General features: G+C 70.3%; 21 protein-coding genes and 1 CRISPR repeat array. Of the genes, 14 read left to right on the plus strand and 7 right to left on the minus strand.

Annotation, left to right across the window (positions count from 1 at the left end):
• The first annotated feature begins 5 nt into the window (after window positions 1–5).
• Window positions 6–1,658 (plus strand): CRISPR-associated endonuclease Cas4g/Cas1g, encoded by a 1,653-nt coding sequence (gene cas4g/cas1g, locus NV263_RS06630; RefSeq protein ID WP_450104038.1) that lies wholly within the window; start codon window positions 6–8, stop codon window positions 1,656–1,658.
• 27 nt (window positions 1,659–1,685) lie between these two features.
• On the plus strand, window positions 1,686–1,952 hold the full coding sequence (cas2, locus tag NV263_RS06635) for a CRISPR-associated endonuclease Cas2 (protein ID WP_263251676.1): 267 nt from the start codon (window positions 1,686–1,688) through the stop codon (window positions 1,950–1,952).
• Window positions 1,953–2,264: 312 nt separating this feature from the next.
• Window positions 2,265–2,891: a CRISPR direct-repeat array (repeat unit 36 nt; unit sequence GTCGGAACGGCCGCCCACGACCAACGAGGTGGCCAC).
• A gap of 1,583 nt (window positions 2,892–4,474) precedes the next feature.
• On the opposite strand, the gene NV263_RS06640 is transcribed toward cas2, so the two are convergent.
• The 3 genes from NV263_RS06640 to NV263_RS06650 form a co-directional block, all read right to left on the minus strand.
• Window positions 4,475–5,020 (minus strand): hypothetical protein, encoded by a 546-nt coding sequence (locus NV263_RS06640; protein ID WP_263251677.1) that lies wholly within the window; start codon window positions 5,018–5,020, stop codon window positions 4,475–4,477.
• Window positions 5,021–5,076: 56 nt separating this feature from the next.
• Window positions 5,077–5,841, minus strand: coding sequence for a hypothetical protein (locus tag NV263_RS06645; protein WP_263251678.1), 765 nt, complete (start codon window positions 5,839–5,841; stop codon window positions 5,077–5,079).
• 109 nt (window positions 5,842–5,950) lie between these two features.
• Window positions 5,951–6,331, minus strand: a complete 381-nt coding sequence (locus NV263_RS06650; RefSeq protein ID WP_263251679.1) for a hypothetical protein — start codon at window positions 6,329–6,331, stop codon at window positions 5,951–5,953.
• A 373-nt stretch (window positions 6,332–6,704) separates the two neighbouring features.
• Between NV263_RS06650 and NV263_RS06655 the strand changes: the two genes are divergently transcribed.
• From NV263_RS06655 to NV263_RS06665, 3 genes are all read left to right on the plus strand, one after another.
• Window positions 6,705–7,118: a hypothetical protein gene (locus tag NV263_RS06655; RefSeq protein WP_263251680.1), complete on the plus strand. Its 414-nt coding sequence runs from the start codon at window positions 6,705–6,707 to the stop codon at window positions 7,116–7,118.
• Window positions 7,115–7,264: a hypothetical protein gene (locus NV263_RS06660; protein ID WP_263251681.1), complete on the plus strand. Its 150-nt coding sequence runs from the start codon at window positions 7,115–7,117 to the stop codon at window positions 7,262–7,264. Before NV263_RS06655 ends, NV263_RS06660 begins: the two co-directional genes overlap by 4 nt.
• Before the next feature lie 364 nt (window positions 7,265–7,628).
• Complete coding sequence (locus NV263_RS06665; RefSeq protein WP_263251682.1) at window positions 7,629–7,937, plus strand: hypothetical protein; 309 nt, start codon at window positions 7,629–7,631, stop codon at window positions 7,935–7,937.
• 41 nt (window positions 7,938–7,978) lie between these two features.
• Here NV263_RS06665 and NV263_RS06670 read toward each other — a convergent pair whose 3' ends face one another.
• Window positions 7,979–8,563, minus strand: a complete 585-nt coding sequence (locus NV263_RS06670; RefSeq protein ID WP_263251683.1) for a helix-turn-helix domain-containing protein — start codon at window positions 8,561–8,563, stop codon at window positions 7,979–7,981.
• Between the two features lie 116 nt (window positions 8,564–8,679).
• On the opposite strand from NV263_RS06670, the gene NV263_RS06675 reads away from it, so the two are divergent.
• From NV263_RS06675 to NV263_RS06685, 3 genes are all read left to right on the plus strand, one after another.
• Entirely contained in the window at window positions 8,680–9,516 is an 837-nt protein-coding gene (locus tag NV263_RS06675; RefSeq protein ID WP_263251684.1) for an EamA family transporter, read from the plus strand.
• Between the two features lie 191 nt (window positions 9,517–9,707).
• Window positions 9,708–11,198, plus strand: coding sequence for a GGDEF domain-containing protein (locus NV263_RS06680; RefSeq protein ID WP_263251685.1), 1,491 nt, complete (start codon window positions 9,708–9,710; stop codon window positions 11,196–11,198).
• Window positions 11,199–11,797: 599 nt separating this feature from the next.
• A complete protein-coding gene (locus NV263_RS06685; protein ID WP_263251686.1) occupies window positions 11,798–12,085 on the plus strand; it encodes a hypothetical protein in 288 nt (95 codons plus the stop codon).
• A 4-nt stretch (window positions 12,086–12,089) separates the two neighbouring features.
• Here NV263_RS06685 and NV263_RS06690 read toward each other — a convergent pair whose 3' ends face one another.
• Window positions 12,090–12,299, minus strand: coding sequence for a hypothetical protein (locus NV263_RS06690; RefSeq protein ID WP_263251687.1), 210 nt, complete (start codon window positions 12,297–12,299; stop codon window positions 12,090–12,092).
• Window positions 12,300–12,677: 378 nt separating this feature from the next.
• Here NV263_RS06690 and NV263_RS06695 point away from each other — a divergent pair, with 378 nt between their 5' ends.
• The 4 genes from NV263_RS06695 (at window position 12,678) to NV263_RS06710 (ending at window position 16,258) form a co-directional block, all read left to right on the plus strand.
• Complete coding sequence (locus NV263_RS06695; protein ID WP_263251688.1) at window positions 12,678–13,451, plus strand: putative protein N(5)-glutamine methyltransferase; 774 nt, start codon at window positions 12,678–12,680, stop codon at window positions 13,449–13,451.
• A gap of 43 nt (window positions 13,452–13,494) precedes the next feature.
• Window positions 13,495–14,298 (plus strand): SAM-dependent methyltransferase, encoded by an 804-nt coding sequence (locus NV263_RS06700; protein ID WP_263251689.1) that lies wholly within the window; start codon window positions 13,495–13,497, stop codon window positions 14,296–14,298.
• 62 nt (window positions 14,299–14,360) lie between these two features.
• On the plus strand, window positions 14,361–14,810 hold the full coding sequence (locus tag NV263_RS06705; protein WP_263251690.1) for a MarR family winged helix-turn-helix transcriptional regulator: 450 nt from the start codon (window positions 14,361–14,363) through the stop codon (window positions 14,808–14,810).
• A 77-nt stretch (window positions 14,811–14,887) separates the two neighbouring features.
• Entirely contained in the window at window positions 14,888–16,258 is a 1,371-nt protein-coding gene (locus NV263_RS06710) for an MFS transporter (RefSeq protein WP_263251691.1), read from the plus strand.
• On the opposite strand, the gene NV263_RS06715 is transcribed toward NV263_RS06710, so the two are convergent.
• On the minus strand, window positions 16,249–17,655 hold the full coding sequence (locus NV263_RS06715) for a selenium-binding family protein (RefSeq protein ID WP_263251692.1): 1,407 nt from the start codon (window positions 17,653–17,655) through the stop codon (window positions 16,249–16,251). The two genes, NV263_RS06710 and NV263_RS06715, sit on opposite strands and share 10 nt — an antisense overlap.
• A 113-nt stretch (window positions 17,656–17,768) precedes the next feature.
• Here NV263_RS06715 and NV263_RS06720 point away from each other — a divergent pair, with 113 nt between their 5' ends.
• Entirely contained in the window at window positions 17,769–18,584 is an 816-nt protein-coding gene (locus NV263_RS06720) for an arylamine N-acetyltransferase family protein (RefSeq protein ID WP_263251693.1), read from the plus strand.
• Window positions 18,585–18,665: 81 nt separating this feature from the next.
• Complete coding sequence (locus NV263_RS06725) at window positions 18,666–19,619, plus strand: DUF3048 domain-containing protein (protein ID WP_263251694.1); 954 nt, start codon at window positions 18,666–18,668, stop codon at window positions 19,617–19,619.
• A 9-nt stretch (window positions 19,620–19,628) separates the two neighbouring features.
• On the opposite strand, the gene NV263_RS06730 is transcribed toward NV263_RS06725, so the two are convergent.
• On the minus strand, window positions 19,629–20,324 hold the full coding sequence (locus NV263_RS06730) for a GntR family transcriptional regulator (RefSeq protein WP_263251695.1): 696 nt from the start codon (window positions 20,322–20,324) through the stop codon (window positions 19,629–19,631).
• Window positions 20,325–20,439 lie beyond the last annotated feature (115 nt).

The following is a 20,439-nucleotide window of genomic DNA, read 5'->3' on the forward strand; positions in this document are numbered from 1 at the left end:
ACATCATGGAAACCGACCCACCGTCGCTTCCCGCGCGAGCCGTGAGCAAGTATGTCTACTGCCCACGGCTGTTCCACCTCGAACGCGTGCAGGGATACTGGAGAGAGTCCGAGGAGACCCGGCTCGGGCGCCACGTCCACCGCACCACTGACCGCGGCAGCGGCGCCGAGCCGGGGCCGGGTGAGGCAGCCGAGCTCGGTTGGCAGACGCGTTCGATGTCGTTGGCTTCGGAGCAACTCGGCGTCTCCGCGGTGTGCGACCTCGTCGAAGGTGAAGCCGGTAGCGCCTACCCGGTCGAGTACCGGCGCGGTACGCCACGCAGAGACGGGCGGCCCTGGCCAGCCGAACGTGCCCAGCTGCTGCTGCAGATCCTGTTGCTGCGGGAGAATGGCTATCGGTGCGACCGGGGAGCCATCTGGTACGCGGGATCCCGCCGACGAGTCGAGGTGGCTTGGGACGAAGAGGCTGACGCCGAAATCCGCGCACAACTCGACGGAGCTCGCCAGGTCGAAAACCAGCTAGACGCCCCGCCACCACTGGTGCACAGCACCCAATGCCCGCGGTGCGCGTTGCTGCACGTTTGCGCACCGGATGAGATCAACGGGCTGGCTGGCAGGGACACCGAACCGCCGCGACGACTCCTCGCCCGCGACCCGGACCAGCACCCGCTCTACGTGACCGAACCCGGCGCTAACATCGCGGTGAGAAGAGGTCGCCTGGTGGTCACACGGGACGACGAGCAGCTCGCCTCCGTACGGCTGCGCGATGTTCTCCACTTGGTCATTGCCGGCCCGGTCCAACTCAGCACCCAGGCCGTGCACGCCCTCGCGCAGGAAGGGGCGATGGTTGTGTGGCTGTCGACGGGCGGGTGGTTGACCGCGGTGACGACCCCCGGCGCCGGCAAGCACGTCGAACTCCGGCGGCGCCAGTACACCGCGTCCCAAGCTGTGGCGCTACATGTAGGGCGGCAGATTGTCGCCGGCAAGGTCCGCAACTGCCGCACGCTGCTGCGTCGCAATACCCGCGACTTGGACCATGCTGTTGCCCAGCGGCTTGGTGCCGGCGTGGAGCAGGCCAACCACGCGGGCACACTCGACTCGCTGCTCGGCATCGAAGGCGCCGCAGCCCGCACCTACTTCAATGCATTGCCGCAAGCTTTCCGATCGGACCACCGGCTACCTGGACCGAAATTTGACCAGACCGGACGTACGCGCCGCCCTCCACGGGATCCGGTGAGCTGCCTGCTGTCGTACCTCTACGCGTTGCTGATCAAAGATGTCACGATCGCCTGCTACGCACTCGGCTTCGACCCGTACGTTGGCCTTTACCACCAGCCCCGGTACGGGCGACCCGCCCTCGCGCTGGACCTGGCCGAGGAGTTCCGCCCGCTGATCGCGGACTCGATCGCGCTGACGCTTGTCAACAAGCAGCAAGCCGACGCTGCGATGTTCGACGTCCACCCCACGGCAGTGGCTCTCACCCGTACTGGGCGGCGGACCGTCATCAACGCCTATGAGCAACGACTCGCCACCGAAGCTACTCACCCCGTCTTCGGGTACAAGCTCAGCTATCGGCGGGCGCTGGAACTCCAAGCACGCCTACTCGCCGCGTACCTGCTCGACAAGATCCCGCACTACACTCCGCTCACCACACGGTGATCGCCGTTGCACCGCCGCCGCTATCTCGTGGCCTACGACATCAGCGACGACCGAAGGCTGCGCCGGGTCGCCGCGAAGATGGAATCCTATGGCGACCGAGCGCAGTACTCGGTGTTCCTGTGCGATCTCTCGCGGGCCGACCTCGCCGACTTGCGCCACGATCTGTGCGAGATCATCGATCAAGGTGAGGACTACATCCTCATCGTCGACCTCGGTGACCCTGCCACGCCTAACCGGTTCGAGGTCCTCGGGCGACACCGCCCGTGGCCCGCCACCGGACCTACCGTGCTGTGAAATCATCCTCTATGATCTTGGTGCGTTCGTTGCGGCGAGCGTCGTTTTCAGCACCGGTGGCGATGTCTTCGATGACGCCAGCCAGGCTCTGCTGATGTGATGCGGGGATGGTTGGCGGTGCTGACACCTCATACGCCGTGCAGGCTATGCGAGCACCGCGGTTCCAGCAGGTCTTCCCACGGGCGCTCGAAGTGCTGTGCGCTGCGGAAACGGCATTGTTTGATCGACTTGGCCCGGTGGTGTCGATCGCGCTTGGAGGACGCTCGCGGTGATCTCCATGAGCGCTGGTCACAAGCCTACGCGTGAAGAGCCGTCGGAACGGCCGCCCACGACCAACGAGGTGGCCACATGATCAAGACGAGCTTCGCGCGGTGCTCGCCGACTCGGCTGGTCGGAACGGCCGCCCACGACCAACGAGGTGGCCACCCGAACAGCTGGTCGGGGTTGTGGTCCTGGCCGTCGTCCAGGTCGGAACGGCCGCCCACGACCAACGAGGTGGCCACGAAATCAAGGTCGACCGCTCCGACTGGGTCGACGAACTCGTCGGAACGGCCGCCCACGACCAACGAGGTGGCCACGCAGCCAGCACATGGCGGGCCTACGTCGCGCGGGGACACGCGTCGGAACGGCCGCCCACGACCAACGAGGTGGCCACGAACGATCGTGAGTGATGCCCTGCCGACCCTCGCGGTCGGAGCGGCCGCCCACGACCAACGAGGTGGCCACGGCATCTGGACGTACATCACCAGCCACGTCGAAGGCGGTCGGAACGGCCGCCCACGACCAACGAGGTGGCCACGTCGATCTCGCCTTCCTCGTCTCGCAACGGCGAGTCGGAACGGAGACCTACGACCAACGAGGTGGCCACGGGGAGAAGTCCCGACCAGCGCGGATGTCAGCCGGGTCGGAACGGCGGCCCACGGCCAAGCAGGTGGTCGCCCGGGGGCGTACGCCGGACCAGGCCGGGTCTCGACCCCCGTCGAGGCACCCTGATCTCAGTGGTCATCTCCGTCTAACTTCGGGGCTGCTCGGGGTTCTCGTCCATCGTTCGACAAGCAGCGCGACGCGATCCGCAGCACTTGCGCCACCTTCGACTCGGTCGACCAGGCGTGGACTCATTGGCTCGATCCCGCTGAACCGGAGCGACTGGCGGCTGCGTTGACCGAGATGGCCGCTATCTGCCCCGACTACGGAGCCACGCTCACGATCGAGTCGAGGGCTGTCGTGTTGGAGCGAGCGGCAACCGAGCGTGGACATCCTCAACAGTGCGCGTCGCGTGACGAAATGTAGTGATTCGGGCGTGCCGAGATCGGCCGACCCCGACCTCGTCGACGTCGGCTGCCTGCGAGGGTGGGGAAGTAGTAGGACTCTTCGCGTGACACACCGATGACACGAAATCCAGTTAACGCATGCGGCTCGCGAACACGAGAGAGAGCTTCTGTGTTGCTGTTTTAGCAGGTAGATGCCGGTGTCGACGGCGTCGATCTCCCTTACAAGCAAGGGGTCGCAGGTTCGAACCCTGCTGCGCCCACCACGTCCCATCTGACCTGCGAAAACAGGGTCGTATCGTCGATCATGCTGCTAGCGCAGCGCGCAGCGAGACGATGACTTTGGCCTCATGCGTGAGCATGGGACCTGTTGATCCGCGACTTCGGCAAGACTCTGAAGTGCGAGAACAAGTCCGCCAGCACCATCGAGATCCACTCGTCGACAGCGCGCCGGTTCGCCGACTGGTTGGAGGAGCACGGCAGGCTCGGCGATCCCGCCGACGTCGAAGGACCGGGTGTTCTCGTCTTTGGGTCGTGCCGGTCGTCGGATGGGCCGCCGTGTGCGCGACCACCGGTCGCGCTGGTGACTGCTCCAGCGGTTCCGCGCTCGTCTCGCGGGGCGGTCGAGGCGGTGGGACTTCCGCCGGCCCTGCCGCTTCCGGCTGCTGGGCAGGGGAGGCCCAGTACGAGGGCGGCTCGGCGTCTTGCAGCGGTGTTGAGCCGATCCCGGCCATGCTCGCGGTGACGGCCAGGGTCAAGCCGGTCACGGTGCTCGCGGAGTGCTGCCGCGTTTTGCGGAGCGCGGTCGCTCCGGCCACTCCGATCGCACCAGCCAGGGCTGCGTTTCCTCCGACGACTCCAAGCCCCCGGCGCCGGCGCAGCTGCGCGTCGCGCTGTTCGGTGTCTTGCAACTGGGCGTGCGCTTCGGCGAGGTGGAGGACATTGGCCAGCACGTCTCCGCCGAGGCGAGGATCGGCCACGTCGTAGACGTAGCCCTCCCGCTCGGTGATTGCCGTCCAATGGCATTGGATGCCCCGGCCCCTCGGCGACGCCGGCAACGCTCTGGTCGTCCCGGTCGTGCTGGGCGCTGTCTACGCGCTGCTGCGGGCGGTTGAACCGCAGCTACCCGTGTGGCTGGCACGACTACTGCTGGGCTCAGCCAAACCGCCCTTGTACACGCTCGGCCCGCGTTCCGGCGTCGAGAGCGTCCCGCTGCCCCGCCCCTGCTTCCCAGGGTCGTTGCTTTGGCGTCAGCTACTCAGGGCGGAAAGGCGTGTGGTGCTGGTCTGCGGAGTAATTCCGCAGGAGTCCGGGGGCGGGGCGCAGGAGTCGGCGGCCGACGAAGAAATTGATGGCCGACAGCACGAAGGGCAATCCGAGCAGAACCAGATAGCCCGTGATCGACAGACTGCTGTAATCGACTTGTCGTCCATGCGCGAGGTGGCTTGACGCGTGCACCGCGCCAGTGAAGAAGAAAACCGAGACCAGCGTTACGAGGAATGTTCCGAACCAAAATGTTGCCAGCAGTCGGCGACCCTGCCGCGCGAACGTCAGGTTCAGATGTCCCGTTTTCAGATAAGAACGGCTGGTCGTCAGTGCAATGCCGGAGAAGAGGTAGAAGAACGCTGACAGGACTCCCATTCCCACGACGATGATGGTCGTGGATGCGGTCGAAGTGGGAAGCTGGTATCCGACCGTGGCGATCAGGAGTCCGAGTACCAGACTCAAGAGGATGGACAACGACCCCACCAAGGTTGAGGTGGAGCGGATCTTTCGCGTCAGCCCGGGCGGCAGTGCCATGAATTCGTGCTGGACCGGGCTGTGGTAATGATGCGGCAGCGGGGGTGGACCTGGATTCATTGGTTGGGGCGCCAATCTGTGCCATCACCGTCGCTGACACTGCCGTCGGAAAGGTCATAGGGCGAGCGCGACCAGGTGGTGCCCACATCGTGGGTCTTCTGCGCCAGGGCGGTCTGCTCGGTGTGGATTGTCTGCATGTAGGAGTTCATGGCCATGACCGCGGTCGTTATCACAGTGAGGCATGCGCCAACAGTCGTCGCCAGCAGGGCGACGGCGGCGGCCGTGCCGACGACGGTGCAAGCAGTGGCGATAGCACTGACGATACCCACGGCGAACACGCCCAGCGCAACCACCATGGCCATGCGGAAGGAATCGAGCGCGTTCGCGAGATTGTTCAGCGAGTTGCGGGCCTGCAGGGCAAGGTTCTTGAGGTTCGTCAGCCCTTCGGCTTGCGCGGGGACCATGGCTTTGTAAGCTTCTGCTGCGCGACCGGTCCACTCAACGTTTGCGGCAAGCTTGTTCAAAGCGATGTGGCCAGCGATGTCACCGATTGGGTTGGCAACGGCGTCCGCCCACCTCTGGCTCTTTTCCCGGAGAGCGGTGGAATCGCCTGGCTGCTCCCATATCAGGCGGATGCCCTTCCAGAATTCCTTGATTTTCTCGGCAAGCGCGTTCAAGCCCTGCCGAACAGCCTCGGTGAGCTGAGCGAACCCGTCGGGAATCCAGCTCAGAACATCGTTTACGGTGTTGAAGAACTCCTGAACTTTCTGTTCGGTCTGACGCAGTTTGTCGTTGACCTGCCCGACGAGCGGATCAGCCACCGTAGATATCCCCCTGCATTCGGTATGCGTTCTGAATTGCGTGAAGCCCGTGTTCGTCGTCGCGCTCGTACTCGTCTGCTGCGGTACGCAGGTCCGCGCCGATATCTCCTCAGGCGTTACGGCCAGGGAGCCAGCCGCCTTCGTAGGGCCGTCGCGCGCTCGCGTCAGCCGTTGCGTCAGCACGAGCGTCCTGATCGGCAAACGCCTGCATGACGGCGGTGTTCGCTGCCGCCACTACGGTCGCGCCGAGCTCACGGGGATCGACCGACCGCTTCCAGTTCGGGGCAAGGGAAACCGACGTGACGATCCCGGACTCCGTGACGTGAACAAGCACCGGGTGAGCGTCATCCGCGTCCGCTCCGCCGTTTCCGTCGTCCGAGGGCACGTCGTCTCCGCGCGCGGGGCCGTTGAGCGAGACGGGATCCTCGAACTCCGACAGGACAGCGTCCTCGAATTCCCAATCGTCTGTCCCTTCCCGCCCATAGGTCATGCCGCGAGCTCCTCCCCGTCATCAAGCAACCCGATGGAGCGCGCCGAAGTCGCGCTCGACATCACGGCGCCTGGCACCCTAGCCGGGCGGCCCCGTGCCTCTTTGTGCGCGGCGAAGTATCACCCGTTCAGCTCAGGGCGGGAAGGACGAATCACTACAGCTCCGACGATCGCAGCCGGATATGCTGCTCGCTGATCCCGTACCGATGTATCCGCAAGGGGTTCTCGGGTGGAGTGCACCCTCTGGGAGTTCGGCGCGATCGTGTGGCAGGAGAGAAGCGTAGACGAGGAAGGCGAAGTACGCGGCGAGCAAAATCCAGATCGGCCAGTAGGTCAGCGCGTGGAAACCGCTGTGCAACACGAGAGCGACGAGGATGACGACCGCCGGTACTGGTGCCGTCGACCACGCAGACGACCGCAGCAGCACCCGCGATGCCGCCGAGGGTCCCGCCAGCCAGGTTCGCCGCCGCTTTCCCGATCGGTTTGCCATCGTGGATGACCGCATTGGCCTGGACTCCGGCGGCGATGGCAGTACCGATCAGGGGCACGCCTTTGACCGATTTCCCGAGGAACCCGGCTTCTTCGGCTCCGACGCCGATGCGCCGGCCGAGTCGGTCCGCCAAGGTCCGGGACTTGCCCGCTTGTTCCTCGGCCCAGGCGGCTTTGGTGCGGTACGTGTCGTGTTCGGCTGCTTTGGCAGCCTGCTGTTCTGGCGTGAGGGCTGGGTCGTAGGTTGCCAACGCCGCATTGGTGGCCTTGGCGTACCGCACAGATCGTGGTCGGCGTGACCATCAACGGCCTCGTCGTTCTCGCCGCCGCTGCGCTCGCCGGGTACCTGGCTCGCCACCCCCGGGTGCTCCGGGCGCAGCGTTTCGCATCCGGCACCCTGCTGGGCTTCTTGGCCGCCAAGATGGCCACCAGCCGGCCAAACTGAGCCGGCCTGTCCTGGCAGCAGGTCGGGATCTGGGCCAGGCGGCGGCTCCCCGCCGACATCTTCGAGCGGATCCATGCGAACAGCGGGAACGGGCGCGGCAACGGCACGGACTCGGGCGGGCCGGAAAATCGCGGCGGGACCGGCGTCGCGCCGGATCGCCCTCAACCTCCCGAGTGGTCGTCGACCGAGGCGCGTGCTCAGCGCGGCCGACGGCGATCCCAGCGGTGCGCCGATGTTCGCAAGGGCAACGCGTTCTGTTCGTTCGGGCAACCGCCGGAAGTGGATGACAACGCGGGGTGGGGTGCCACGTCTTGTGATCAGTTGAGGCGAAGGCCGAGACGTGATCGAGAACAGGAGAGACCGGATGTTCCCGCAACCACTTCGAAACTTCGGCGTAGCAGCTCTGCTGTCGGCGGGCGTCGCCCTGACCGGTGCTTTCGCGACCGGGTGTTCGTTGCCGTCGGACACCTCGGACAACGCGGCCGTCGGGCGCACCGCAGCCGCGCCCGCGGCGCAGACGGATGCTCAGCCGGGGCAGGTGCCGCTGCCGCCGGGGCCGCGGGATCCGAACATGAAGTGCACCGATCAGTACGACTACTCGGCCGATTCCCGCAGCAACGCCGAGATCAACTCGGTCAGCGACACCACCTGCCCGCCGATCCAGCACGGCTGACCGGTTCCCCTTCGGAGCGGGTTCGCCGTGACCCAGCGCGGTCAGGTCGCGGGAGCCGGGTTGGGCGGTAGGTGGACCGTCATGATCAGGTCGCAGGTCCCGGTTCCCGAGCCGCGGTAGGCGTGCGGGGCGTCGCCGTCGAACGTGGCGGTCTGCCCGGCTTCGACGGTGTGCTCGGTGCCGTCGACGACCAGGACCATCCGGCCGGCGGTGACGCTGACGGTTTCCACCACGCCGGCCTGGTGGGGGTGGCTGGGGTATTCCTCGCCCGGTTCCAGCCGCCAGCGCCAGACCTCGACCGGGGCCGGGCCCGACGTCGTCAGCATCAGGCGGGCCTCGCCGCCCCGCTCTCCGGCCCACAGCGGTGCGACGTCCCCGGCGGCCACGACGCGGACGCGGCCCTCGGGCGGTCCCTGCATCAGGGCCGACACCGAGACGCCGAGGGTGTCGGCCAGCCGGACCAGGGTGGCCAGGTTCGGGTTGCCCTGGGCTTTCTCCAACGCGACCAGGGCGCCCTTGCTGACCTGGGCGCGCCGGCTGAGCTCGTCCAGCGACAGACCTGAGCGGACGCGGGCGGCCCGGACGTTGTGCGCGACCGTCCGCAGGGCCGCGGCCGTCTCCGGCATCTGATCACCATCCTCGTAGCCGGCCATTCCAATGCACCGTTCGGTCGTTCGGTTGACCAGATCGGTCGGTCTGACGTACGTTTCGGTCGTTCTGATGGAATCGTAAGGGATGTGCTGTGATCGCTCTGCTGCTGGCCCTCGGCAGCTCGCTCGCGTACGGGTGCGCCGACTTCCTCGGCGGACTCGGCGCCCGCAAGGCTCATGTACTGCGCACCGTGATGATCGCGGCGCCGGCCAGCCTCGCCGTCGAACTGCTGCTGTGGCCGTTGCTCGGCGCTTCGTTCAGCGCCGCGGCCCTCGGTTGGGGTGCCGCATCGGGGGTCGCCTCGGCCGCCGCGTTCGCCCTGCTCTACCGCACCCTGGCGATCGGCCCGATGAACGTGCTCTCGCCCGTGACCGCGCTGGTGTCGGCCGCGCTGCCCGTCGGCGTGGGGTTGCTGCAGGGGGAGCACCTGGCCATCGCCGGGCTGGTGGGTCTGCCGCTCGCGCTGGTGGCGGTGGTGCTGGTCAGCGCCGGGAACGGCGCGGGCTCGGTGCGCCCCTCGCGCACCGCACTGCTGCTGGCCTTCGGTGCGGGCGCCGCCATCGCCCTCCAACTGGTCTTCCTGCACCAGGCGCCCGCCGACAGCGGGGTCGCTCCGCTCATCGTGGGCCGGGCGGTCTCCTCGACCGTCACCCTGGGCGCCGCGGGGCTGATGCACCGCAAGCTGGGCCCCGAGCGGCCCGCGTACGCGACGTCGGCGGCCGCGGGCGCGCTCGACTCGATGGCGAACCTGCTGTTCCTGCTCGCCTCCCGCAGCGGGGACCTCGCCGTCGTCGCCGTGATCGTGGCCCTCTACCCGGCCGGCACGGTCCTGCTCGCCCGCGGCGTGCTCGCCGAGCGCATCCACCGAGGCCAGCTCGTCGGCCTGGGCACCGCCGCCGTCGCCGTCAGCCTCCTCGCCCTGACCTGAGCCGTTCTGACCTGGGCCGCGCCGGGGCCTGATCGCGCGCCGGAAACGGCCCCGCTGACCAGTGCTTTCGCGTGGCAGGCGGACCTCGTCGCGCCGGGCGGGCGAGCGCCGGTGCGCAGTACGGTGGTCTGGACTGCCGGTGCCGGCGGGGGGTGACTGGTTGCCAGGGGCGGAACGACCGCGAGGATGCAGTGCGGCAGGATGATCCATTGCTGGCCGGGCAGGTTCCCGATGCGGATCGGGATGTTCGGTTCCTGCTGGACTCGGGTCGGGCCGCCGACGCCGGGGTGGTGTTCGACCGGATCGCCGCCGAGGCGCGCGTCGTGGACGCCCGCTGGGATCCGGCGGTCGTCCTGGCGCACCGGGCCGTGCTGGCGTGGCAGTTGGGCCGGATTCCGCTCGCCCTGGAACTGGCCGCCGAGGGGTGGGCCAGCCTGGACGTGGACCAGGCCCGCGGGGTGACCGCGGCGCAAGCCATCGGGATGCTCGGCTACCTGCTGGACACGGTGGGGGGTCACCGCGCCAGCTTGGGAATCCTCATGGAGTCGGTCGAGTTGGCTCGCCGGGCCGGTGACGCCGACACCTTGGCGCACTGCCTGTCGCGGGAGGCCGGCAGCCGCTTGATGTGGGCGCTGCGGGGGCCGGCCGACTCGGTTCGCGCTCGTCTCGTCGCACCTCTGGAGCTGTACGAGGAGGTGCTGTCCCTCGCCACCCCCGGACAGACGCGGCGCCGGGCGCTGGCCGGCAGCGCCCGGGCGTTGGTCGGCCTCGGCCGCGTCGCGGAAGCCGAGCCCCTCGCGACCCGGGGCCTGACCGCCAGCCAGGAGGCGGACGACCGGTACACCCTGTCCCTCGGGAACGTGGCGATGGCCGAGGTCCGCTGGCACCAGGGCCGCCTGTGCGACGCCCGGACCTTCGCCGCCCGAGCCGTCGACGCGGCGGACAGCATCCGGGACGCGAGGCTGTTGATCTGGTTCGCGGAGATCCTGGCGGCGATCTGCCGCGAACTGGGTGACCCGGTCTGCGAGGCGAATGCCCTGCGCCGAGCGGTTTCCGCGAGCCGCACGAAGATGCGGATGCTGCAGGAAGGGCTCGGTCAGGCGCTGGAGCAGCGCCGCGTCACGCTGCACGCCCAGGAGCAGGAAGCGGCCGCTCGGCAGGCAGCGGACCGGGACGCGCTGACCGCCCTGCTCAACCGGCGCGGCCTGGGGCGCCAGGCGGCGGCGCTGTTGCAGCAGGCCGTCGTGAACGAGCGGAAGCCCTGGCTCGCGCTGGTCGACATCGACCACTTCAAGGACATCAACGATCACGCGGGCCACCCCGCCGGGGATCGAGCCCTGCTGGAGGTGGCCCGGCTGCTGCTCCGCGAGAGCCGGACCGACGACGTCGTGTCCCGCTGGGCCGGCGACGAGTTCGTGGTGCTGCTCGTCGAGCACGGCGACGACGCCTCCTGCTCCGCGGGTCCGACCGCGGCCGAGCGGATCCGCCGCGCCGTCCACGACCACGACTGGCGGCTGGTGGTCGGTGACACCGCGCGACCGATCACGGTCAGCATCGGCGTCGCGACCGGACCGCCCCACCTCGATTCCCTCTTCACCGCCGCCGACCACGCCCTCTACCGCGCGAAACGAGCCGGCGGCAACCGCGTCGAGGTCGAGCTCGCACCGCTGCCCGAGCGCTAGGTGTATTACCTGTTTCACAAGCGGCGTCAGCCGCTTTCTCTTTCGGTGAGCGGTCTCGCGACCCGCACCGCTGCGGGTTCTCAGCGGTCGTCTCGCGAGGACAGCCCCGACGCCGTGTATTGGGCATACATCAGGAGGGGCTCCCGGAGCCGATGTGACTGCGGCGCGCAGCGCCTCCTTGGGGGGCGGTGGTCGGGTGACGGGCGGGACGCTGAGGTTCCGCCACCGGCACCGCCACGCACAGCACTTCCGAAACACTCCCTAGCCGCCCGACGCCTCCCGGGTGCGATCAGCGCTTCGGCGGTCCTGGGGAAATTCCAGCCGAATCGCGGTCGTGGGGTGCTTGCGCGATCGGCGGTCGGAAACGGCGCTGTCCGGATATGCTCGGTGCGAGTGAGGTTTGTTCGTTCTCCGGGATTCGGGCGCGGCGAGGCGCGGGAGGCCGGTCCTCCGGCGGCTGCGAAAACCGCTGAAGTGGGTGGCAGGGCCTTGCTGTGCTGCGGCGGAGCCGCGGATGCGGGGCCGACGCGAACGGAGAAGTCGATCACGGGTGTTGATCTGTCCTGCCGGGTGCGCGCGGGTGCGGTAAATCCAGGGGCGTGACACAGACATCTGCGCGCCACCGCGCCGACTCGGAGATGGTCCGCGACCTGCTGTGGCGTTGCGCGAGGACCTCGGATCGCGCCGAGCGGGCTGCGCTGTACGGCCGGTTGGCCTCGGTGCTGGAACGGCTGGCCGAGGATGCCCTCGCTGACGACCGCGACGCTGCGCGCAGGGAACTGGCGGCCGGTTTGCGAGGGCAGTCCAGCATGCTCGGATTCGTCGCCGACATCGAGCGGCGCGATCTCGCTCGGGGAGCCACGTCGACGCGGCGGGCCGCCGGATAACGGGTCAGCGGGCGCCGAGCTGGAGGATCATGCGGTCGATGGCCGCGTCCAGGTCGGCCAGTCGGCGGTGCAGCACGTGGGCCTGGTCCGGGTCCGCGTCACGGATCCGCGCGGCCACCCTGCCGTACTCGGCGAGCATTGCGGGCAGTCCTTCGGGGTGGTCGAACCACGGCAACGCCTCCACGTGTCCCTCCGGCGAGAATCCGGGCGTCATCGTCACGGCCCTGGGGTTGTCGCTGCGGTTCCACGATGACCTCGGAACCGCGTCCCGACCACCCGACGTGACCCGTGCCGGGTACATGCCAGCCCATCGCATGCACGCGCCGCGCCGTCGGACGGCTGATCGGTCCACTTCGGACTGCAAGTTTTTCCGCGCGGAGCGGGGGAAGGCCGTCGTCGACCGGTGCGGGGGCCTCGTGGCCGCGGCAGCACAGCGGCAGATCCACGCGCAGCCGGAGGCGGTTCGGACGATCGGCTTCGGTCGGCCGCTGGCGGTGCTGGTGGGCGGGATGCCGCCCACCTCGCCGACGCCTCCGAACCAGCGGAGCGCGGCGCCGCCCGTCCGCGGTTTCTGGTACTCGGTTGAGGCGTGGTGGATTCGGAGTCCGTGGTGCGCGAGCTGCGCGGTGCCGGGTGCGTGTTCGCCGAGGAGGAGGCGCGGTTGCTGGTGTCCGCGGCCCGCGATCCCGGCGAACTGCGCGCCATGGTGGACCGGCGGGTCGCCGGGACGCCCTTGGAGCACGTGCTCGGATGGGTCGAGTTCTGCGGTGCGCGGGTCGTCGTGGAACCCGGGGTCTTCGTGCCGCGGCGGCGCACCGAGTTCCTGGTCCGGACCGCGGTGGCCGCGGCCGGGCCGGACGCGCGCGTCGTCGTGGACCTGTGCTGCGGTTCGGGGGCCGTAGGCGCGGCGGTCCACTCGGCTCTCGGGCGGGCGGAACTGCACGCGGTCGACGTCGACCCGGCCGCCGTGCGGTGCGCCCGGCGCAACGTCGACGGCCGGGTGCACGAGGGCGACCTGTACGAGCCGCTGCCCGCGGAGCTGCGCGGGCGGGTCGACGTGCTCGTGGCCAATGCGCCGTACGTGCCCAGCGGGGCGATCGGGTCGATGCCGAGGGAGGCCCGCGACCACGAGCGGCGGATCGCGTTGGACGGCGGGGCGGACGGCCTGCGGGTGCAGCGCCGGGTGGCCGCCGGAGCGCCCGGGTGGCTGGCTCCGGGCGGGCGGTTGCTGGTGGAGACCGGCGAACGGCAGGCCGCCGGGCTCGCCGAGGTGTTCGCGGACGCCGGGTTGGAGCCGGAGGTGGTCCGGTCCGAGGAGGCGGACTGCACCGTCGTCGTCGGAAGTCGTGACGCCGGTGCTCGGTAGGCGCCAGAATCCCTTCATGATTCATGACCGGTACTCGGCGCGAATGGTGGACATTCGAGGCGACGTGGATCTGGAGTCGCCGAACGCGGCGCGGATGTACGACTACTACCTCGGCGGCAAGGCGCACCTGTCCGTCGACCAGGAAGCCGCCGAGCGGCAGCTCGCCGTCATCCCGAGCACGCGGGAATGGGCGCGGGCGAACCGGTCCTTCCTCCGCCGGGCCGTGCGGTACCTGGCCGGGCAGGGCATCGACCAGTTCCTCGACCTCGGCTCGGGCATTCCCACCGTCGGGAACGTGCACGAGGTGGCGCACGAGCTGAACCCGCGGGCGCGCGTGGCGTACGTGGACTTCGAGCCGGTCGCCGTCGCCCACGCCCGCTACCTGCTCGGCGACGATCCGCGCGTCACCGTCACGCAGGCCGACATCCGCGACCCGCAACAGGTGCTGGCCGCGCCGGGGGTGGCGGGCCTGCTGGACTTCACCCGCCCGGTCGGGGTGCTGGCCGTGGCGATCCTGCACTTCGTGGCCGACTCCGACGACCCGGCGGGAGTGGTGGCCGGCTACCGCGACGCCTGCGTGCCCGGCAGCCACCTGGCGGTGTCGCACCTGTCCCGGGTGACCTTCACCGACGAGCAGCTGGCGCACGGCCACGCCATCTACAGCCGGACCAGCACGCCGGGGACGCTGCGCAGCAGGGAGGAGATCGCCGCGCTGCTGACCGGGTACCAGCTCGTCGACCCCGGACTCGTGCTGCTGCCGCAGTGGCGCCCCGAGGAGCCGGTGGACGACGCGCTCGCGGCGAGCACCAACAGCTACGCGGGAGTCGGAGCGCTGTTCCCCGGATAAGCCGCACCGATTGCTCCTGGTGGCTCGGCACGCCCGAGAATCATTCAGCTATGCTGAATATTATGCCTGGGGACGAGCTGCTGGGGACCGAGGCGGACCGGGAGGCCGCCGCCGAAGTGCGGCTGGGCGTCATGCGCCTGGCGCGCCGGCTGCACGCCGAACGCGATCCCGGGGACCTCACGCTGGGTCGGCTCGCCGTGCTCGGCCGGCTGGAGCGGGACGGTCCCGCGACGACCAGCGCGCTGGCCGTCGCCGAACGCGTCACCCCGCAGTCGATGGCCCGCCTGGTGCAGTACCTCATCGACGCCGGGTTGGTGGAGCGCGATCAGGACCCCACCGACCGCCGAGCGGTGATCCTGCGGATCACCGAAGCAGGCCGGACCCGGGTGCTGCGCGAGCGCCGCAAGCGCGAGGCGTGGCTCGCCGAGGCGATGGCCACCGAGCTCACCGGCGTCGAGCGCGACCTGCTGCTGCTCGCGGTCCGCCTGATGGACCGGCTGGCCGGGTCGTGACGGGTCACGGGGGAGGAGCTGCCGGATCAACCATGTCTCGAACAACGCACTCCAGGAAAGACAGCAATGCTGAAGAAGTGACCGGGAGCACGGAGCTGTCCGGGCGCTTCATCACCCCGATCGCGTTCGGCACGATCCTGCAACCGCTGAACTCCTCGATGATCGCGGTCGCGCTGGTCGGCATCCGGGCCGACTTCCACGCCGGGGCCGCGGTGTCCTGGCTGGTCTCCGCGCTGTACCTGGCGACCGCCGTGGCCGCGCCCGCGATGGGCCGGATCGCCGACGTGCTCGGTCCGCGCCGCACCAGCCTCGGCGGGCTGGCGCTGGTCGCGCTGGCGTCGGCCGCCGCGCCCTTCGCCCCGGACGTCGGCACGCTCGTGGTGTACCGGATCCTGATCGGCATCGGCACGGCCGCGCAGTACCCGTGCGGCGTGGCGATGGTGCGCCGCGCAGCCGACGAGCAGGACGCCCGGCCCAACAACGCGCTCGCCGCGCTGGCGGTGTGCTCCCAGGTCACGGCCGCGCTCGGGCCGACGCTGGGCGGGCTGCTGGTCGGCGGGCTGGACTGGCCGGGGGTGTTCTGGGTCAACGTCCCGCTCGCGGTCGTCGGTGCCGCGGTGATCCTGCGGTGGGGACCGGCGGACCCGCCGTCGCGCGGCGGCGGCAGGCTGCGGGCCCTGGCCGAGATCGACCCGGTCGGGATGCTGTTCTTCGCCGTGGCGATCACCGCCGTCATGTTCTGGCTGCTCTCCCTCGCCGAGCAGCCGACGTGGTGGTGGCTCGCGGTCGCCGTCCCGGCCGTCGCGCTGACCGCGTGGTGGGGGCTGCGCGCCCGGACCCCGTTCCTCGACATGCGCCTGCTCGGCAAGCGCGCCCTGTCGTTCACCTACGTGCGCACGATCGTCACCTACACGGCGTTCTACTGCGTGTTCTACGGCCTGCCGCAGTGGTTGGAGGAGGCCCGCCACCTCGACCCGACCAGCGCGGGACTCGTCGTGCTGCCGGTGGCCGCGATCGGTGCGCTGTCGACCCTGATCGCGACCCGGCTGCAACGCCGCCACGGCTTCCGCGCCGCGCTCGTCGTCGGAACCCTGGCGCTGTGCGCGGGCGGTCTGCTGCTCACCCTGCCGCACTCCACGTCGCCGGTGCTGGTGCTGCTGGGCGTCGCCGCGATGCTCGGCCTGCCGAACGGCTTCAACAACATGGGCAACCAGGGCGCGATGTACGCGGCGGCGCCCGCGGAACGCATGGGCGCCGCCTCCGGTCTGTACCGGACTTCGCAGTACGTCGGTGCGAACCTCGCTGCGGCGGTGCTGACCCTCGTCCTCGGCGCCCGCGCCGACGACGCGGGGCTGCACCACATGGGTCTGGCGGTCGCCGGGATCGCCGCCGTGCTGCTCGTGGCGTCGGTGCTGGGACTGGTGCGGGACCGCCTCGCTCAGCGGTAGCAGTAGGAGTCGGACGAGGCGTCCCCGCCCTCCAACCGCACCTGGTGCACGCGGCGACCGCGGAACTCCGCGCCGTGCGGGAAGAACTCGGTGTCCACCGCCATCCCGCCGGCCGGTCCGGTGTTCAGCTTGGCCATCCAGGCGCCCACGCCGTCGGGGTAGAACTGGTCGTCCCACGCGCCGTACAGCGAGTTCGTGAGGTAGACCCGGCGGCCGTCGCGGCTGATCTCCACCATCTGCGGGCCACCGGACAGCGGCACGTCCGGCGCCGACGGGTGCGGGGTGCGGCGCACGATGCCGCCGAGCCGCACCGAGCCGGTCTCGCGCGGCGTGCTCGGGTCGGTGACGTCGTACTGCTTGAGCTCACCGGTGCCCCAGCACGACACGTACAGGAACCGGTCGTCGACGGACAGGTCGATGTCGGTGACCAGCGGCGGCACCGCGCCGAACGGCCTGAGCGCGGGCGGCAGCGCGTCCGGGTCGGCGGGTTCCGCCGGGATCGTGATCACCTTCTCGGCCGCCCACGACGCGCCGTCGCGGTACCACCGCCACACCGAGGCGGACAGGTCCTCGGTGGACACCACGACTCCGGCGAATCCCCAGGTCGCCTCGGGATCGTGGGAGGGCCGCAGCTCCAGCACCATCTGGTGCTGCTCGCCGAGGTCGACGCGCTGCCGGTGCTCGCCGGTGGTGAGGTCCCAGAAGTGCAGGGCGTGGCCGTAGCGGTGTCCGAGCAGCAGGTCCGGGAGCAGGCCGTCCTCGATCATCGACGGCGTTCCCCACTCGCTGCTGACCAGGGTGTTCTGGTTGAGGTGCCACCAGGCGTCGTAGGCGAGGTGCTGCGGTCCCCGGTCGGTCTCCCAACCGCGCAGGACGTCGAAGGTGCCGTGGTCGAGCAGCGCGATGCCGCCCGGACCGTCCGATCCGTTCGCGCCGCCCAGGCAGGTCAGGAACACGCCGTCCGGACCGCAGTGCAGCGTGTGCGGCCGCGAGTACCCGGCCCCGGTCGCCAGTTCCGCGGCGTCGACGGTCTTGACGAGGCGGGGCTGCTTCGGGTCGGGGCGGGTGTCGAACACGTAGAGGCGGGACGAGCGCAGGCCGGGCACCAGCAGGTACCGGCGGGCCAGGTCGTGCATGTCGTGGCCCTCGTGCTTGAGGGCGCTGCTGCACGCGTTCCAGCCGAAGTGGTGCAGCTCGTCGCCCAGGTGGGGCACTTCGGTCCAGCCGACGACCCGCCCGTAGCTCTGCGAGCGCGGGTCCACGTCCACGACGGTCAGCGCGTCGGGCCGCTCGGCCGCGCGGTCGAAGGCCACCACGTAGGCCAGGCGTTCGGCGGGCGCGGCGGCGGCGTCGGCGGGCGTTCGGTAGAAGGTGGGATCGGTGGTCGCGTGGTTCACCTCGGACTCCTCGTGGCCGGGTCACCGTTCGACATCGACCACTTCGTACACCTGGCGGATGGGCCGCGCCAGGCGGGTCGGGTCCGGTCGGTCGTCGGGGCGAAGATGGGGACATGATCGAGGACGACTGGCGGATCGACGCGGTGGACGTCGACGCCTACCTGGACCGCATCGGCCATCCGCACGCGGCCCCGTCGGCGGCGGCGCTGCGGTCCCTGCACCAGGCGCACGTCCGGCGGATCCCGTTCGACAACGTCGACGTGGTGCTGCGGCAGCACCCGGGCATCGACCTGCCGGTGGTGGCGGACAAGCTGGTGACGCGGCGGCGCGGCGGCTACTGCTTCGAGCACGCGCTGCTGTTCGCGGCCGTGCTGGAGCGCCTGGGTTTCGAGGTCGAGCGGCGGATGGCCCGCGTGCAGCCGCACCGCAGCGGCCCCCGGACGCACATGCTGCTGCGGGTCCGCGTCGACGGGCAGGACTTCCTGGCCGATGTCGGGTTCGGCGCGGGTGTGCTGTCGCCGACGCCGTTGCGCGACGGCGTCGTGGTCGACCAGGCGGGCTGGCCGCACCGGCTGGTCCGCGACGGTGCGCTGTGGACGTTCGAGAAGCGGGTGGACGGCGGCTGGGAACCGCTGCACGCCACCGACGAGCTGCCGCAGCGCCCGATCGACTACGAGGTCGCGCACCACTACGTCGCCACGCACCCGCGGTCGCCGTTCACCGGCCAGTTGGTCGTGATGCGCTTGGACCACGGCGTGGTGCGCCACCTCGTCGGCGACCGGCTGACCGTGGAGCGCGCGTCCGGGGAGGCGGAGACCACCGAGGTGCCGCCGGAGCGGCTGGAGCAGGTGCTGCGCGACCTCGACGTCGAGCTGACCGGGCCCGAGTACGCGGCGTTGCGGGAGTGCTACGCGCCCGCCCGGGAGTAGCCGGGCGGGGCGTTCCGGTGAGTGCGAACGGGCCCTTGTCCGCGCGGAGCTTCGGGGGAAGGCTCCTGGGTGGGAGGAGCCATGTGGCGTTCGCGCGTGCTGGGCATCCTGGTCGGCCTCGTCGCCGTGCTGGCGGTGGGTCTCGGCCTGCAGGGGACCGCGACCCGCAGCATCCCCGTGCCGCACGCCCCGGTTCCGCGGCCGGTCGTCGCTCCCGCGCCGCCCCCGGCTCCGCCGGTGCTCGCGGTCAAGGTGGACAACGCGCCGGCGGCCCGCCCGCCGACCGGGATCGCCGCCGCCGACGTGGTGTTCGTCGAACCGGTCGAGGCGGGGATCACCCGGATCATCGCGGTCTTCGCCGCGCACCTGCCGCCGGTGGTCGGCCCGGTCCGCAGCGCGCGGCAGACGGATCTGCGCCTGCTGCCGGAGTTCGGGCATCCCACCCTGGCCTACTCCGGTGCCGCGCCCGAACTGCTCCCGGCGATCGCGCGGGCGCCGGTGAACAACGCGTCGGAGGCCACCCTGCCCGCGGCGTTCTTCCGCGGTCCGAAGCAGGCTCCGCACAACCTGTTCGTCCGCCCGTCCCGGCTCCCGGCCGGGGCGCCGTGGTCCCCCGCGGCGCCGCTGGTGTTCGGGCAGCCACCGGCCGGCGGTGCGCCCGACACCGCTGCGGAGGTGCGGTACTCGGCGGCGCGGGTCGGGTTCGACTGGGACGCGGCGCAGCAGCGCTACCTGGTGTCCATGGACGGCAGCCCGTACGCGACGTCCGACGGCGAACGGCTGGGCGCGTCGACCGTGGTGCTGCAACGGGTTCCGGTGTCCGCCGGTTCGTACGTGGAGGACGTGGCGGGCAACGTGTCGCCGTACGCCGACACCGTCGGATCCGGCGAGGCCCTCGTGCTCCGCGACGGGCTGGCGCACCAGGCGCGCTGGTCCCGCCCGTCCCCGGAGGCCGGCACCACCTACACGACCTCGTCCGGGCAGCCGCTGCCGTTCGCGCCGGGCCAGGTGTGGATCGTCCTGGTGCCCGCCTGATCCCGGGGACTACGGGCCGTAGGACTTGTACGCCTCGACGAGTTGGGTCTCCGCCACGTCGAAGTAGTCGTCCAGCCGGTCGGCGGCCTCCCGCACGTCACCCGCGGCGATCAGGTCCGCGATGGCGCGGTTGGGGCCGAGGTACGCCTCGTGGAACTCGCGGGGACGGGACATGACGTGGAAGGCCAGGCGGAGCTCGGCGAGCAGCTGGCGCATCGTCTCGTTCACCCGCGGGCTTTCGGCCAACGCGGCGAGCGCTTCGTGGAAGCGCATGTTCGCCGTGCCGACGTCCCACCACCGCTCGTCCTCGGCGGCGCGTTCCCCCTCGGTCACGGCCTGGTCGACGGCGGCGACCAGACCCGGTGCGGCGCGGCCGGCGCGGCGGACCGCGCTGGTCTCCAGGAGCCGCCGGACGCGGTAGACGTCGATGACGTCGTCCGCGGTGAGGACCCGGACGAACACGCCGCGGTGGAACTCGTGCACCAGCAGCCGTTCGTGCACCAGCAGGCGGAACGCCTCGCGGAGGGTGTTGCGGGAGACCGCGAGAGCGCGCCCGGCGTTCTCCTCGGACAGGCGGGTCCCGGGGGCGAGCGCACCGTCGATGATGCGTTGCCTCAGCACGTCGGCGACCCGTTCGGCGGTGCTGGTGCGGTCCAGCAGCGACCGGTCCGCGGCGAGCAGCTCGGCCCACTGGTCGGCGGTCATCGGGCTCCTATGCGGCGTTGATCTGCGCTTCGCAGTGTAACGAGGCAGTTCCCGACGAGGTATTGCCCAATCGTTCAACAATTCACTATCTTGGCCGGAACCGTCGTCCGGCGGC

Origin of the sequence: Saccharopolyspora rosea (assembly GCF_025643595.1) — a bacterium.
Classification (GTDB): Bacteria; Actinomycetota; Actinomycetes; order Mycobacteriales; family Pseudonocardiaceae; genus Saccharopolyspora; species Saccharopolyspora rosea.

Excerpts from the sequence above, each read along its gene's own strand:
- cas4g/cas1g (WP_450104038.1), top strand. The coding sequence starts at position 6 with ATGGAAACCGACCCACCGTCGCTTCCCGCGCGAGCCGTGAGCAAGTAT.
- NV263_RS06640 (WP_263251677.1), bottom strand. The coding sequence starts at position 5,020 with ATGGCACTGCCGCCCGGGCTGACGCGAAAGATCCGCTCCACCTCAACC.
- NV263_RS06650 (WP_263251679.1), bottom strand. The coding sequence starts at position 6,331 with ATGACCTATGGGCGGGAAGGGACAGACGATTGGGAATTCGAGGACGCT.
- NV263_RS06655 (WP_263251680.1), top strand. The coding sequence starts at position 6,705 with ATGACGACCGCCGGTACTGGTGCCGTCGACCACGCAGACGACCGCAGC.
- NV263_RS06665 (WP_263251682.1), top strand. The coding sequence starts at position 7,629 with ATGTTCCCGCAACCACTTCGAAACTTCGGCGTAGCAGCTCTGCTGTCG.
- NV263_RS06670 (WP_263251683.1), bottom strand. The coding sequence starts at position 8,563 with ATGCCGGAGACGGCCGCGGCCCTGCGGACGGTCGCGCACAACGTCCGG.
- NV263_RS06690 (WP_263251687.1), bottom strand. The coding sequence starts at position 12,299 with ATGACGCCCGGATTCTCGCCGGAGGGACACGTGGAGGCGTTGCCGTGG.
- NV263_RS06700 (WP_263251689.1), top strand. The coding sequence starts at position 13,495 with ATGGTGGACATTCGAGGCGACGTGGATCTGGAGTCGCCGAACGCGGCG.
- NV263_RS06705 (WP_263251690.1), top strand. The coding sequence starts at position 14,361 with ATGCCTGGGGACGAGCTGCTGGGGACCGAGGCGGACCGGGAGGCCGCC.
- NV263_RS06720 (WP_263251693.1), top strand. The coding sequence starts at position 17,769 with ATGATCGAGGACGACTGGCGGATCGACGCGGTGGACGTCGACGCCTAC.
- NV263_RS06725 (WP_263251694.1), top strand. The coding sequence starts at position 18,666 with ATGTGGCGTTCGCGCGTGCTGGGCATCCTGGTCGGCCTCGTCGCCGTG.
- NV263_RS06730 (WP_263251695.1), bottom strand. The coding sequence starts at position 20,324 with ATGACCGCCGACCAGTGGGCCGAGCTGCTCGCCGCGGACCGGTCGCTG.